This window comes from Methanomassiliicoccus sp. (genome assembly GCA_012719175.1).
Classification (GTDB): Archaea; Thermoplasmatota; Thermoplasmata; order Methanomassiliicoccales; family Methanomassiliicoccaceae; genus UBA6.
The window spans coordinates 526,259-541,701 of record JAAYAX010000004.1 but is presented as its reverse complement, the minus strand read 5'-3'; the positions used below and the strand labels follow the sequence as shown (position 1 = coordinate 541,701).

Annotated in this window: 11 protein-coding genes; 2 read left to right on the top strand and 9 right to left on the bottom strand. The window is 55.3% G+C overall.

What is annotated here, in order from left to right; all coding sequences use genetic code 11:
- Positions 1–24: 24 nt before the first annotated feature.
- The 5 genes from GXX95_03075 to GXX95_03055 all read right to left on the bottom strand — a co-directional run bounded on the left by GXX95_03075 (position 25) and on the right by GXX95_03055 (position 7,845).
- Entirely contained in the window at positions 25–1,245 is a 1,221-nt protein-coding gene (locus GXX95_03075; protein ID NLT37125.1) for a glycosyltransferase family 4 protein, read from the bottom strand.
- Positions 1,246–1,335: 90 nt separating this feature from the next.
- Positions 1,336–1,515 (bottom strand): hypothetical protein, encoded by a 180-nt coding sequence (locus GXX95_03070; GenBank protein NLT37124.1) that lies wholly within the window; start codon positions 1,513–1,515, stop codon positions 1,336–1,338.
- Between the two features lie 236 nt (positions 1,516–1,751).
- Positions 1,752–3,275, bottom strand: coding sequence for an oligosaccharide flippase family protein (locus GXX95_03065; GenBank protein NLT37123.1), 1,524 nt, complete (start codon positions 3,273–3,275; stop codon positions 1,752–1,754).
- Between the two features lie 302 nt (positions 3,276–3,577).
- Positions 3,578–6,181, bottom strand: coding sequence for a hypothetical protein (locus tag GXX95_03060; GenBank protein ID NLT37122.1), 2,604 nt, complete (start codon positions 6,179–6,181; stop codon positions 3,578–3,580).
- 581 nt (positions 6,182–6,762) lie between these two features.
- On the bottom strand, positions 6,763–7,845 hold the full coding sequence (locus tag GXX95_03055; protein NLT37121.1) for a GNAT family N-acetyltransferase: 1,083 nt from the start codon (positions 7,843–7,845) through the stop codon (positions 6,763–6,765).
- A 646-nt stretch (positions 7,846–8,491) separates the two neighbouring features.
- On the opposite strand from GXX95_03055, the gene GXX95_03050 reads away from it, so the two are divergent.
- The gene (locus GXX95_03050; GenBank protein ID NLT37120.1) at positions 8,492–9,160 is read left to right on the top strand and encodes a GNAT family N-acetyltransferase; all 669 of its coding nucleotides are present in this window, start codon (positions 8,492–8,494) and stop codon (positions 9,158–9,160) included.
- 68 nt (positions 9,161–9,228) lie between these two features.
- On the opposite strand, the gene GXX95_03045 is transcribed toward GXX95_03050, so the two are convergent.
- The 4 genes from GXX95_03045 to GXX95_03030 all read right to left on the bottom strand — a co-directional run bounded on the left by GXX95_03045 (position 9,229) and on the right by GXX95_03030 (position 13,845).
- Positions 9,229–10,080, bottom strand: coding sequence for a hypothetical protein (locus tag GXX95_03045; protein ID NLT37119.1), 852 nt, complete (start codon positions 10,078–10,080; stop codon positions 9,229–9,231).
- A 5-nt stretch (positions 10,081–10,085) separates the two neighbouring features.
- Positions 10,086–11,090, bottom strand: coding sequence for a Gfo/Idh/MocA family oxidoreductase (locus GXX95_03040; protein ID NLT37118.1), 1,005 nt, complete (start codon positions 11,088–11,090; stop codon positions 10,086–10,088).
- A gap of 332 nt (positions 11,091–11,422) precedes the next feature.
- Positions 11,423–12,667, bottom strand: a complete 1,245-nt coding sequence (locus GXX95_03035) for a hypothetical protein (GenBank protein ID NLT37117.1) — start codon at positions 12,665–12,667, stop codon at positions 11,423–11,425.
- A 5-nt stretch (positions 12,668–12,672) separates the two neighbouring features.
- On the bottom strand, positions 12,673–13,845 hold the full coding sequence (locus GXX95_03030) for a DUF354 domain-containing protein (protein ID NLT37116.1): 1,173 nt from the start codon (positions 13,843–13,845) through the stop codon (positions 12,673–12,675).
- A 253-nt stretch (positions 13,846–14,098) separates the two neighbouring features.
- Between GXX95_03030 and GXX95_03025 the strand changes: the two genes are divergently transcribed.
- Entirely contained in the window at positions 14,099–15,367 is a 1,269-nt protein-coding gene (locus GXX95_03025; GenBank protein ID NLT37115.1) for a hypothetical protein, read from the top strand.
- Positions 15,368–15,443: the final 76 nt, after the last annotated feature.

The window sequence follows — 15,443 nt, the reverse complement described above, 5'->3', positions numbered from 1 at the left end:
CCCCTGCACAAGAGTATCCCAATGCTACCGGGAGCGTCCACAGCAGGCCTGGTAGCTCTCGATGTAACCTGCCACGGTGACGTCCCAGGTGAAGCGTTCGACATCCACAGCGTCGTTCCTCTCGATGCTTGACCTCAGTTCATCGTCCCTGAACAATGTGATCAATGCCGATGCTATGGGTTCCGGTTCCGGCCTTACCAGCAGCCCGTTCCTTCCCTCAGTGACCACCTCGGGTATGCCACCCAGGTCAGTCGCTATGATGGGCTTCCTCATGGCCATCGCCTCCAGGAACACCATCCCGAAGGCCTCCTCCCTCGCGGGCATGCACAGGACGTCCACCGATCTCAGGAGCCGCCGGTACTCACGAGGCGGCAGCCTTCCCATGAAGCGAACGTTCTTCTCCATCCCAAGCGCGGAGACCAGCCCCCGGATGCGGGGAGACGGCTCCTCGACCCCGACGATATAAAGGACCACGTCGGGGATGGCTTCCTTCACTAAAGGGATGGAGGAAATGCTCGCCTCGATCCCCTTCCCCACCTTCTCCCCACCGGGGAACAGTACTTTGAACCTTCCATCGAGCGGCAGTGGTTCCATATCTCCCACATCGAATAGAGAGAGGTCGATCCCGTTGTAAATGACGGCCTGGGAAACATCTCTCGGAACATGCTCGGCGAACTGCTCCCTCATCCAGTTGCTGACGTACATCACCCGGTCCATCTTTTTCATGGAATCCCTGAGGCTCTTTCCCTTGAGCTTGTCGAGGGCGTGTTCCAGGTACGTCTTGCCCCCCCTCTCCAGAAGCATGGGCAGGTGGCGTCCGTGGATGGTGGTCAATTTTCCGATGTCTGCGGCATCGAGCATGCCGATAAGGATATCGGAGTTCTCCAGGTTGGAGTGTATCACATCTATGTTCCTACGTCTCAACTCCTCGACCACGCTCTTCCTGATCCTTTTGAAATATTGGCTGCGAAGCACGTTGTCCAGGGAGAACCGCCATCCTGAGTCCTTGACATCAAGGGGTGCGGCCTCTCTGCGCTGCCTTATCCCCAGCACCTCCCGGGACATATATGAGAAGCAATAGACACGGCCGACGGTCATCAGGGAGACGCCCTCGATGTCCTTGAAAAAAGGTGAGATCTCATCGTTGAGCAGGAGGGTGATCGTATGCCCCCTTGCGCTCAGCCGTTGGGCGAGCTCGTGAACGACGGTCTCCGCTCCCCCCCACCCATCGGAAATTATTGACAAGCAAATATTCATTTTCATGTTTGTATCGGACTATTGATAAAAAACAACTTCGTTCCTCCAGTCATAAGATGGCCGCAATATGGTAGGCTGTCAGATCAGCTCTAGAACAAAGTTCAACAGGAACAGGACCAACAGCGGAACTATCGCGATATTGAGGACGATGTTCAACCTTGGCATCTTCACCTTCGATGTAAGGAGCAGCACTTTCAGGAACAGGGAGATGATAAGCAGGGCACTGATCGCAATTCCCACTTCGCCAAGTCCATCCAACGTGTTTATCATCCTCTGACGGCTTCATAGCTCCATCGTTCAACATGCCGTTCGATAAAGATGGAATGAATACCCAATTTCTTACTATTTAAAAATATTATCTAAATTCTCCTCAGGCAGGTCCAGCAATTAATGGGGGATGAACAATAATGGGGTCCAATGATGCCGGATCGGCCATATGAGCTCTTAACCCTCCACTAGAACTTGTTTATGATATCCAGGTATCGGTGCGGAACCTAACCTGAACCATCCTTGTGCAGAAAGCGGAGGACCAGGGATCTGATCTCCTCGTCCCTACTGAACTGGATAAAGTAATAGGGCACGATGGCGGCCGCCCCCACCAGAGTGATCAGTAGCGGATCGAGATTCATAAAATGCTCTACTAGGGCGACCGCGGCCAGGAGCAGCAGGCCTAGGCTCATGGGCCGGGAGATGGACCTCAGGAGGCTGAGAAGGGAGACGCCCGATTCGCGGAGGATCCACCCGCCCACGGTGATGAGAAGAAGTCCGCCGGAGGCGGAGAAAAGCATGAGGGCGAGGTAGACATCTCCCTGAACGCCACCCAGCGCCAGCAGCCCGGAGCGGATGACGAACATGGCGATGTTCAGGAGGAGCATGATCTTCAGCTTGTCCAATATGCTGAACAGGCCGCTGATGGGGGCATACACGAAGGAGACCAGTATCCAGAAGGAGAGGATCTGAGCGTAGACCCCGGCCTCCGCCCATTGTGCTCCGAAGACCACCATGAAGGCCTCCTTGCCGATTATGGCGATGAGGAGTATCAGGGGAAACCCCCATAGGACCAGGCGGGAGACGGTGTTCTCGACCACCATGGCCAGCTGGGCCTTCCCCTCGTGCAAGGCCTTCGCTGAACGCTGGAAGAACACCTGCCCTATGGTGGAGCCTACGAAAGTCAGAGGGAGCTGCAGTATCATCAGCCCCAGGGAATAGTAGCCTACGATGGTGGAGGTGAAGAACGCGGACAGGATGAAGATGGGCATCTCCAGAGCGAACGTGTTCAGCAGGGCGGACCAGGAATCGAACAGGGGGAAATTGCGATACCTGTGAAGCCCCGCTTTAATCCCCACCCATCTCACGCTCCTCTTAAGGAAGGGTCCGTCGGTCCTCCAAGCCTGGTAACCAAGAGTGGAGGATGCCACCACTTGACCTATGACCTGCGCGCCTACCAGAGCACCGCCGGACGGGTACCCCGCGAAACCGACGGCCAGCTTGGTCCCCGCGGTCGAGACGGCTGTGGCCACCTGCGTCCTGGACAGGCGGCCGTACTCTCTCTTGCGGGAGTTCCAGTAGTTGATGGCCGAGAAGGACCCCAGCAGGAACACCATGGCGGGCACGACCCAGAGGAAGGGATTTATCTCCGGTGCGTTGAGCAGGGAGGCCAGGTCATCGCCGAACAACAACATCACGGGGATGAGCACCAAGCCCATCAGAAGGCATATGAGGAGGGAGAGAGCGAGGAGGTTCGCCGCCTCCTCGTCCGTCCTTGGCAGCAGAATGGAGTACTCATACCTGAGGCAGGCGATGACAGCGATCGTAGCAGCGATGGCCAGGACCAGGGCGGACACCCCGTAGGCCTCCGCGCCGTATATGCGTGTTATGATGGGTGAGGTCACAATGGCGATGATCTGGGCGACTATCGTTCCGCTGGCCAGGGTCACGACGTCCGATGCGAACGACCCGCTCTCACCGGGTGCGCCCGATCCCAGGTCCGCGGGGACCAACCGCTTCTTCTTCATCATCCCGTCCTGTGCTCTTTCACGACCAGATCCCGATACAGGCGCCGTAGCTCGGTCCGCTCTTGATCATCAGCACTCTTATCTGGAGAAGGAACTCGATAATGGGTATTTTTCACTTTGTAGCCCGATGTGTGCTCCGGTCACTCAGCGATGCCGCGTCCGGCGGGCGGCGAGGCATGGGGGTCGGCAGCGAACGTAGAACAGTGGGGAGGAAAAGTAAAAAAAAGGTGGGAAGAGGGGCCCATGGCCCCTTGTCGTATGCTCCATCGGTCATCCCTTGCTAGCAAAGGCCTAGCAGGTCGTGCTCAGAGGCCGATGCATAGCACCTTCTGCGTGCCTGAGACTGAACCGCTCGCCACATACCCAACTACGGCGCTGGAGGTGGAGCGGACATTGCCCAGGAAGGTATCGCCTATGGTCGCGCCGCTGGAGGCGGTCAGGCTCATCGCGGCCACGCGGGAGGCGGAGGTCTGATAGAAGGTCACGCCCTTCAGATCCACGCCGCTGGCCGTACCTGATGAGGCCGTTATCTGCACGTTCCCGTAGTTGATGCCGATGTTGTACACCCTAACGTTGTCCACGTCCTTGATCACCAGACCGCTGGTCCCCGTGCTGGGGAAGGTAAGGTAGGTCGCCGACAGGGGACGGTCCCAGGTGGGCAGGTCCCCGATGAGGCAGACCCCGCTGGCAAGCTGGATCGAGCCTGTCAGGGCATAGGTGCCTGCCCTCAGCCAGACCACGGCGTTGGCGTGGGACACGGCCCACTGGACCGCGTTGGTCGCGCTAGACCCAGCGTAGGCTACGGTCGTTCCGTCCGAAGCGTACACGTTGTTGTTGCCGCTCTTGATGACGTAGGTATAGCCCACGACGGAATCGCTCTCAGCGCCCGTATACCGGTAGCTGCCACCTTCAAGCCCGCCCGCGTTGCCCACTCCGGTGAGCCCGGTTACAACGTAGTGGCTACCGTCGTTGGGGTAGTCACCGTAGTAATGGCCGGACATCATCCCGAATCCCCAACAGGCCCCGAGGGCCTGGGAGTACTTCTGGCCATTGTAGTTGGCCACGCAGTTGGTCATGGTGACGGTCCCCAGGCTGATAGGCTCGTACTCAAAGTGGAAGCCGCTCTCCCAGGAGTAGGAGGCCTCGCAGCGGAGCAAGGTCGGGCTCTTTACCTGGCACTCCTCTCGTAGATTGAAACCCACCGCCCAGTTCCACCGGTGGTATGAGTAACCAGCGTACAGCGATTTGCAGTCCTCATAGTAGGGGCGGTTGATGTAACCGGCGGAGGTGGTCGTTGAATCACCCATAAGGTCGAACCCATCCCCACCGACATTGTAGGCGACGCATCGGTAGAACTTGTAGTCGTTGGCACTGGTGCCATCGGCAACAGAGACCCCGAAGGCTCCCATATTGTGGTGGCTGGTGTCAAAGATCCTGACATCCTCGACGCGGTTATCGGATGTCGTCCCGGAGTTGGTGCGGAAGGCGATGCTGCCATCGCCTGTGATGCCCAGCTGCTTGATGGTGACGCCGCTGTGATCCTCCACCCTGAGACCGAAGTTCCAGTAATAGGTGTCGGTGTTCCGGTGGTCTTGGAAGGTGCCGGTCCACACGAACTTGAACACGGTCTTGGTGGGCCCGTCACCCACTAGGGTCACATCGTCCGCGAAGGGCTTGATGCACTGAGCGTCCAGCCCGGTGATGGTGTACGTGCCCTCAGGAACGTACGTGGTCTTACCCGCCTGGGAGGTCGCCCACCTGAGAGCGTCGCCAAAGGTGGAGGCGGTGTACACTGCTGCTCCGGACGAGCTCTTGACGACATTGCTCGACACGATGTAGTCATAGGTGGTCTGAGGGACCACCACTGCGGAAGTGGCCTCGTAGCTCACGCTCGATGAGGAGGATGCGTAGCTGGAGCTGCCAGCGAAGGATGCGGAAACGGTGTACTTGCCGGCCACTGTGGGCCTGTAGGCGTAGGAGAATTGGCCTAACGAGCTCGTGGTCACGCTTGTGGAGGCGGACTTGCTGCCGTCAGGATTCGTCACCTGCATGGCTATGGTGGCTCCAGGGACGGCCACCCCGCTCCCGGTCTTAAGGGCTCCTGCGACCATCTCATCACTGCCGACCAGGGCGCTACCGTCGCTGGTCAGGGTCATGGTGGTGGAGACGATCGTCGGAACCTCCTTAGGCTCTTCGGGGACATAGGCCGTAAAGGCCACGTTACTGGATGATGAAGTATATTCAGCATCACCAGCAAAAGAGGCGGTAAACACGTATCTGCCCGCCACCGTAGTCATCAAGTCCATGTCAAAGGAGCCAGTAGAATCGGTAACAGCCTTTGCTCCTTGGGTTGGCGTCCTGATGGATCCATCGGGCATGGTGACCTTTAGGTCCACAGTTCGGCTAGCCAATCCTGCAGTGCCGCTCAGCGATCCATCAGCGTGTATGCTCTGGCCGACCTCTATGGTCGATGACGCCAGGTTCAGTGCTATGGTCGAAGCGCTTGGGATCGGTGTCGGCTCCTCATTTGGTTCGACAACATCGAAGGAAACGCTCTTCGTCGATGATGAATATACAAACGATCCATAATATGTGGCGGTGAACTTGTACATGCCAGACTGTTTAGTAGTGTAATCCATGCTGAACTTACCGCCGCTGGTCGTGGTCGTTGATGAACCCTGGTTGGGGTAAGCGGTTGTCCCGTCAGGCAGTGTGACCTTCAGATAGATCTTGGCATACCTTATCCCTATGCTTGAGGAGAGCACACCGTCAGCATGCACCTTCTCGCCGACCTCTATGTCCGATGAACTCATCGTGAGGGAAATATTTGTGGTCGTTCTGCTCTTCCACAGAGCAGCCGTAACGCTGTCTGAGGAGATGGGGATCACCATTACGGCGACAAGGACCATTGCAATAACAGCAATAATCCCAATTCCACCTCCAATAGATCGTTTAAAAACACCATTTTTTTTATGCATCCAACTCACCTCTACCTCATCTCATAGATTCAGACCAGCACCATTTTTTTTATTTGTCTATAATATTAATTATTTATTATCTAATAAGATAATATTATTGGATATAATTGTTTTATAGACAGATGAAAGGACGAAAAAATGACATAAAAAAGGTTACTATCTTAATATCAAGAATAGTAATCTGGATTAGTTTTTATTTCTTGACTTATTATTTATATGTATAACCTTTCATATAATTTATTTATTAAAATATTTAGTAGTGTAATTATTAAAAAATGAAAATGAGGAATGGCAATCTCAGCAGGTCATGATTGGAGCAGGGGTTAACACACCTAGGATATGGTTCGTGATTGTCTGTTCCCATCCCATAAGATAGGGCGATGCGATCCACCCTAGGCATCGAGATGGTCAAGATTGGAGATTTTGAGATAACAAGGGGTCCCCCCCCATTTTTTGTCAAAAACCGGAGGCCCCAGTGGGCCGTTCAGGGATGAGCGGGGGGATAATGACCTTTAAGGATTGGATACCGGTTCCCTACCCGGACCTTCCGTCGCCTCAGCATCGCCCTTCTTCTGATGATCCCGGCCGATCCTAGAGATCCTGTTCGCCACGGAGACTATGCCCCTGGTCGCCGTTATTCCCACGAGCGGCATGGTCTTACTCCCCATCTCGAACTTATACTTCTCTTCACCGCCGCCCAAAGCGCACCACCTAACTCCCCGCTCCCGGAGGTCAAGGAACGCATGGTAGAAGACCAACCAGCCAGGGGAGAACTTGGAAAAGGAGTCGTTCATTCCCAATCTGAAACCAAAGGCGGTATCCCCCTCTTGAAAGCCGAACAGCTGACCGGCCACCTCACCATCGAGCAGCAGCTCGTACGCGTAACCCCCGCCTCCGTTATACCTGATTCTCAACGCCTTCCTAAGGAATTTCGTGTTATTGGGATCGAGGAAGATGCTGCCACCTCTGGATCCCCAACGCTCGATGTGCTGCTGAACGTAAGCCCCTACCGAACGGTCAAGGTCATCAAGGGCGATCTTACGGAACTGTATATGGTGCCCCTCGCGATCGATCAGTCGCAGGGTGCGTTTTATCGTCCTTCGAGCATGCTTGTCGAAGCCCTCGGTGATATCTCCAGAATCTCTGATTGGAACGTTCATCATGGTGCTGGAAGGTTCATCCACAGTGTGCCAAGTGTAGTGGGCCATTTGTGTGAACTGCCGTACGGCGTCACCATCGGCCATGAATTTGGTCGACAGAACGCTCCACTTGAGACGTTTCATCTCCCCCACGATCAGCTCCAGGGCGTCCTTGCGTCCAGGCAGGAATAAGATGGAGTTGCTGAGAAGCATCATACAGTTGGGCACACCGCCAACTAGGGACAATGTCCTCAGGGGCAGTCCTTTGGTACGATATACGGAGTTTACCAGGGGGGCGATCCCCACGAGGTCCTTGCCCTCCTCGATCAGAATTATGTTAGGGGTTGCCGCCTTTTGATAGGTCTCGAGCCAGATCTTAATCAGGTCCAGGTTATTATAAACATTCCCGCCTGACGCTCTTCTTAAACCCTCCCACCTGTCGGAGTAATCATCCAAATCCTGTGTGGTTGTAACAACGATAGGTCTCAATCGGCCACCATCAAACTGATACAGTAATTTTATCGGACTATGAGTAATAATATGGTAGTTCATTAATAAAGTTATGCTAATATCGGGCACTCGTCATGTTTTATGAAGGCCAATGAGCAAATGCCTTTTTATTGATAAATATAAATAAGGAAAAGTAGGATGATGAGCACGGTGTACTGCTGATAAGAATATCCGATTTCCTGCGAGCTCTGTTACTGGTCTCTTGGTTCTATAGCTTGCTGATATGGCTCTATGTTTCAGTTAGGATAATCACCAACGACCACATCGTCTTCGATCCCTTCATCTACGATGTTCCAGGGATATCGTTCGGCTTGATGGGAGCTGGAAGCTTTGTTTTTAGCGCACTTTGTCTATTGATCTATCTGACGGTTTGGGGTCTTCCCCAAAAGCCACGGTAGCCTAACGACCTTCCCGACCGATCCGTTCCATTTTGGATACAAGCCCAATAAGGTTGTCCGGGACCAGTTTCGATCTCCATCGCAGAAGAGGGCCTTTCGATAACTATTAAGAACATGCCAACAAATAATGTGGTTGCCAGTGATCAAGCGTTGATGCTATCAAAGACGGTCGATGGTTCCCAAGGGTGACGGATTTGGTTTTGTCGAGACAGCCGCCGGTGATGTTCATCAGATACGTGGGCAGGCGCGCCGGGTTCAAGCGATCGATACTGGTCTACTTTGAGAGGTCGTTGGATAACTACCAGGAGATGCCCATAGAGGCGGACCTAGCATTCAAGACGCTGGACAAGAGCAATATCCGTCTGATCCTGGAGCAAGGCACGATCCCGGACATCTTCTTCGTGTCGCCCGGCTACAAGACCATCAAGAACAAGTACAAGTCCATCCGGAAGGTGCGAATGGATGAGATCACCAGCAGGGTCGACAGGGGCGACGTGGGCTTCCTGGCTCTGGAAAAGGGAGAGGTCGTGGGATGGATATGGGCCTGTCTGCAGGAAGAGAAGTACGAGCCTGCCATCGAGATGAACATTAAGTTTGGTCCGTCAACATCAATGATCTATGGCCTGTACGTCGTCGCCGACCGCCGCAAGAAGGGCTATGGCTCATCGCTGATAAAATACTCGCTGAACTACCTTGCCCAGCAGAACTATGTGCGAGCTACAGCTGTCGTGGAGCATGATAACCTGCCGTCCCAGAGGTCCTTCATGAAGGTCGGCTTCGTGCCGATCAAGCAAATGAAAAGGGTCCGCGTTCCTGGTTACAATAGGTTATCAGAGAAGGCAGTCCCCTCGCCGGAAAAATGATCATGAAAAAAAACTTGTGGACAATAGCGCTGCGCTACTGTGAGACAGCCAAAGAAACGGGGACAGACTCACTTGCCGTTCAGAAGCATATAGGCTTCCCTGATGTGCTCTGGGTTGGAGGACCCGATGATGCAGTCCTCGATCTTGCCCAGGCTCTTGATGTAATCTATAGCCTCAGTGATGGGAATGGACCCTCCGCCCAGGATGTTCATGGCCATGATGTGGTGGTCGGTCGCCCGGATACGATCCTCGACCTCCTCCTTGGAATCGTTCATGTCGTACCCCAGGGGGTTTACCGGGGTCATGATGTTAAGCCGGCCCCTGTACTCCTCGAAGTCCTCCAGGAACATGGGCAGGTTCAGCGTGACGAAGCCCACCGGAACTTCATAGTCGTCCTCCATCCTCTCCTTGGCGGCCATGAGCACGTCGGCCATGCCCAGGCCCAGCAGGAAATCGGTGATGACGTTGTGCACCATCACGTGGGTGATGTCATAGTTGTAGTATGGGGACGCGATCAGTTCCAGCCCAGTGGTGGCCACGTATGCGTAGTTGTTCTGGACCACGTCCTTCACCGAGCGCATGGCGCCCTTGATGAGCATAGTCGGCCTGGAGCCCCGGATGATGTCCATGGCCATGCCTTCGATGCCCTTGTTGTTCATCGTCCTGATGTACTCCTGGACATTGGGGATCTGCAGGATGAAGGACATGTCCACCGTGTCCACCTTGGAGTAGTACTTGAGGAAGTCCAGCATCCGGGGGTGCGTCTCCACGATCATGGAGCGGACGCCGATGTCGTACGCCGCCTCCACCACCTCCATGATCCTCTGGGGGCTGGTGAACCGGCTGTTCATCTCCTCGCTCCTCTCCTCGGATAGGTGGGAGATGCCGACGAACTGGTTGTGCCCGAGGATGAGGTTCATAGGGATCACAGGTAACGGACTTTCTGGGGTTGACCGTCGCGAGCGGAGAGGTAGGCGGAATCGATCACGGAGGTAGGCATGCTGCCGACCTTGATGTCACACTTCGTGTTTTGCGCGTCGCGAATGCTCTCAACGAGGTGGAGGTCCTCGGCAGTGTACTCCCTCCCCCCGATGTTGAAGGGGATGGGGTCGGGAAAGCATTGCTTGAATCTCTTGTTGACAGTACCATCGTTCGACACCGTTTCCAGGTACTTCTCCGCGACCCTGGCCACGCCCTTTTCGCACGTGACCTCTAGCATCATCTCCGGGAGGCGGTAACCGGACTCCACCCAGGAGACCGCGAGATTACCCCTGACGCCGCTATTCAGCGTCAATTCCAACCTGGCGACGTCCTCGACGCTCTCGGATATTACCCTCTCGGTCCTGCAGGAGACGGAACGCATGGGCCCGAGGATGTAGTGGACCATGTCCAGGGCGTGGCAGCCCAGGTCTATGAGGGCCCCTCCCCCGCCCTTGTAGGGGTCGAACTGCCATCCTTCCATTCGCTTATCGACCTGGCTGAGGTAGAAGTGCGATCTGAAGGAGAGCACCTTACCCAACTCTTCCTCCTCGATCAACTTCTTGGCGCTGTTGTAGGTCGGCATGAAGCGGCGGCAGTAACCCACCAGGCTCTTGGAGCCGTTGGCGTTCCCGATGATGGTGGAGCACTCCTCGGTGGTCTTGGCCATGGGCTTCTCGATCAGGACATGCATGCCCTTCTTGAGGGCTGTGGTGGCCATAGAGCCATGGAGGAAGACCGGCGTGGCCACGACCACGATGTCCAGGTCGTTCTCGTCGAGCATGATCTGGAAGTCCGTGTAGGTCCTGACGTCGTCGTTACCGCTCCGTAATATCTTGAGCATGAGCTCATTGACATCACAGAGTGCGGTCACACGGCAACCATCCAGTCGGTTAAAGATAGCCGCATGTAACAGACCCATCTTTCCTAGTCCGATCACGCCGACGTCCATGCCCCCCTCCTTGCCGGGCATTTCTTGTTTAGGATAAAGGCCTATATTCATATATGCTTAGTTATTTCTATAAATTTAGAAAGGTTATAATGTACCCCGGTGCGTCTGGCCAGAAATATTAGAGTATTCGATAGTTAAGTACGGTGTTCCAACACGCTCTATTTTTATAGCATCAGCATGACGAAGATATCCCTCCGATCAAGGATGTTGTGGTAATGCCGTCCCCGAACGGCCCATTATGTAAAGAATGACGAATAGGGTCTATTTTGGTGTAGTTCTGTCAAAATCAGACCTTCCCGGCTCGTCCTCGAGAAGGGGGACAATCATCTATCTCAGAGGATTCTACCGTTCCTCTCATGAGCAAACAATGACGCGAGGGCGAGGAGCATCCATGCTTGCGACCAGCGCATGAAAGGTATCTTGTTCGTCACCATAGGCCACTTCTGATAGTAGAAGAAACCATTCCTGTCCTGCATGTTCTTGATCGTCCACTCGGCGATGGTATGGGCCATGTCGATGCGGACGATGTCTCCTTTCAACTCAGCGGCCTGAGTGAAGGTGATGATCCCCTGGGACTGGTTGTGTATGTCGACGGGAAACCTCTGGGGGGCGCGGTATAACGACCGCCCGTCCTCCAGGAAAAGGCCCTTGTAGAATGTCAGCGCCCGTCCGATGGCATTGTCAATATCATCTCGTAGCTCCGCCGGGGCGAGGTCCCTGTATGAGAGGAGACCACTGATCATGTACCCTTGATGGAAATCATGCTGGAGGTACTCCCTGCCGTTCGGGTATATGGAATAGACCCATGAGCCATCCTCCCTCTGGAGTCGAAGTACGGTCTGCAGGACCTCATCACATAAAACGCGAAGTTCATCGTTCGGTCTCGCTCTAAGCGAGGAGGCGATAGCGCCGAGGGCCTCCGCCGAGGCGTTGGGGACGATCTTCCCTTTCCATTCGGGAGTGTACATGAAGTACGCGTGGCTGTCCCTGTGCTCCACCATTCTGCGCAGATATGCCTGGCAGCTGCCGATCACCTCGTCCAGACGCTCCTCCCTTCCGGTCAGCTGGAGTAGGGAGAGGGCTTTCAGGACATTGCTGGTGCCTATGATGTCCGGCACCGATGGTGTGAGAGCGCCCTTGTCCGCCGCTATGAACGGGAAGTAGTGAGAGGCCCAGGCATGGTCCCCCACGCTTTTCTTCAAGGAGTTGCCAATTATCATCTCGCTCAGCTCGGTCGCCTGACGAAGGTACCTCTCCTCGCCCGTCGCCGAGTGGAGCGTGAGGTACGCCTGGACGAAAACGGCAAGGCCCTTGGTGTCCACGCCCTTCTCCACCCCGAAGAGCGCCCGGAGGTTGATGGGGGAGAGCCTATGGAGCTGAACCAATCCCATCTGGACATAGGGGCTGCCAAGCTTGATGTTCTGGACCTTGAAATTGTTCAGGCCATCATATGGGTCCCATCCCTCATACCGTCCATCGATCCACCTCTCCAGATGAGATATGGAGTTGTATACGTTCTCCGCATCCAGCGTAGTTCTCTTGGTTCCGCTGTCATTGCCGGCGGAGGTCGGGGTCATGGCGTTCAGATAAGGGGACGGGGGGATTTGAACCTGAAGCCCGACACGGTCTCAGGATCGGCGATCAAACGCTCCATGTTGCGAGGGTAATCCTCGATTAGCCAGACCATCAGGGCGGTGATGTCCACGTAATCGTCCAGTAGACGGGACCGCTTCCTCTTCCACTCCACCTTCGCTCCCTTGTCCTGAACGAGCTCCACGGCCCTGTCGATCGCCCTGCCGCGGTCGGAGAGGTTCACGATGAGCCCATACTTCTCCTCCAGCTCGATGAAGTTGCCCATGTCCGTCGGACCCACGAAGGAGTTGCACCGTACCGTGGGGGTCCCCAGGATGGCGCTCTCGGTGGCCATGGTCTGGGTGTCAGTGACCAGGAGCCGGGCGTAGGAGAGGGCGTCATGGATTCGGTACCTTGGGATGTTTATCACATTGGACCTCAGCTCCGGGGGGACGCCTTTCTCCGAGGAGATGAAGACCCGGGAGTGCTCCTCCAATCTTTTTACCAGCTCGCGTTTGGAATCATCGTCGAAGCCCCATACGCCCTTGTCATGGATGGCATCGAAGGCGTTGAAGCGCAGGATAGAGTAAGGCTCGTCCTTGGACACAGACAGGAGGTCGAGCACCCCCTCGTCCGGCGTGTAGTATGATGGATGCAGGTACGCCATCTCCTTGAGGCTGTTCACCCGCAGCTGCTTCCTTCCCAGGTCCTGGCGGAAGTAGGAAGGGGTAATGATGTGGTCCACGAAGGGCATCACCAGCTTGAACTCCAGGATGTAGTACAGAGTGCTGATGGTGAACTCGGAATCGTTGAAGATGAGGTTGGGAAGACCCATCAACGTCGATGCGTAGGTATCATAGCTCCCGAATCCTGTGATCAGACCGATGTCGAACCTCTTCAGCCATCTGGTGGCTTTGATGACATCGGAGGGGATCGAAGTTACTTTGCCGGCCTTTGAGGAACTGGGGGTGGAGTAGAGGAAGTGATCGATCCCCATCTCCTCCAGCAAGGGCACGGTCTCCCCGTAGTCCCTGGCCACGATGTGGGTGGCCCTCCCCCTCTTCTCTAACTCTCTGACTATGTTGCGGAAGAAGTGGACCTGCGCGGGAGTATTGACGAATATCCCAACGTCTTTGTCTTTACTACCGTTAAGCAGGAACTGACCCCTCCGGTCATATGCCATGTCCTGAACTTAAAACTTCAGAGTCGATGACGAGCGTCTCTCTCGGAACATCATCCTAATTCCGTGAGGGGAGCGTATATAGTAAGGACCGTTATTCAGAGGGCATTGGAACGTGTTGCCCCAGGTTCGGTTCTTAAGTCGCATCGTATGTCTCCTTCGATCATGAGGCGTTACCATCCTCTGGAAAGGGGATGCCGGCACGCACCTAAAAGGGTGGAGGGATGATCTGGAGAGGCAACACGAGGCGCGTTTCATGGAGAAGCTTAGGGCGCAACTGTCCCTGACCAGGCTCAAAGGCCTCTTTAAGGACACGTTCTTGCGCAACTCCTTCTACATCTTTCTGTCCTCCATCACATCGTCTGGCTTCGGCCTGCTGTTCTGGATGGTGGCCGCCTGGTACTATGACATAGAGAGCGTGGGGGTGGCCTCCACCCTCATCTCCACCTCCGGCCTTATCGTTGCCCTGGGGATGCTGGGGATGGACCAGTCCATGATCCGGTACTTCCCGGTCCTGGACCGGTCGATGATCCTGGGTAGCGTGGTAAAGATAGCCGCGCCCCTGGCCATGGCCATAGGGGCGGTGTTCATCCTCGGATCATCGCTTTGGATGCCGGACCTGGTCGCTTCCGACATCGTCCACATCCTGTTCATACTGCTGATCGGGGCCACGAGCGTCGCTTACATCGCACACACCGCGTTCGTGGGAAGCAGGAACGCCCAGAACGGCTGGTACCAGAATATGATATTGGGGGTGCGTGTGCTCCTTCTCATCGCTTTCGTGACCCTTCAGGACCTGGGCATCCTCATAGCGATGCTGGTCTCCTACGCGATCACCCTGCCGGTCTCCGGCCTTCTACTTTTCCGGTCCGGTTTGAGGCTGGGAACCATCGATTGGAGCTTTCTCAGGAAGGCCTTCTGGTTCTCCACTGGCAACTATGTTGCGACCATCCTCAACATGCTCCCTACCATGGCGATGCCGATATTGGTGTTCTCCCTGATCGGAGCGGCCGAGGCCGCCATTTACTACATGGCACTGTCCATCGCGGCGATCGTATTCCTGATACCGGCGACTTTCAACACCTCGCTATACGTGGAGGGCAGCCACGGGGAAAGTCTAACGAAGACGTTTCGGAGGTCCTTGACCATCACCTACGCCATCCTCGTACCGTGCATAATCATATTCATGCTCCTGGGACCGTTCATACTGGGGATCCTGGGAGCCCAGTACCGGTCCGAGGGCCTGGGCATACTGAACATTCTGCTGGTGTCAGGCATATTCTTCACCTTGTTCCAGCAGGTGAGCACCTATCTCAAGGTCAAGGAGCATATACGGGGGGTTGTCCTCATGGGCGCCGTCAACTCCGGTTCATTCCTCGCTCTCAGTGTCATCTTGGCCAGCGCCATCGGCAAGGACGGGATAGGCTATTCCTGGGTCTTCTCCTTCGCCCTGGGTGCCCTTGTAGGAATTGCGTACATGAGGTACACCAGGGGAAGGAGCGGACCTCTGCCCGTCAATCCATGATGGGGGGCGGCTAGAGCTCAAATATTGTATTGGATTAGAGAGGGACAGAACGCTGAGGTCGCTTCACGGGTAAGGA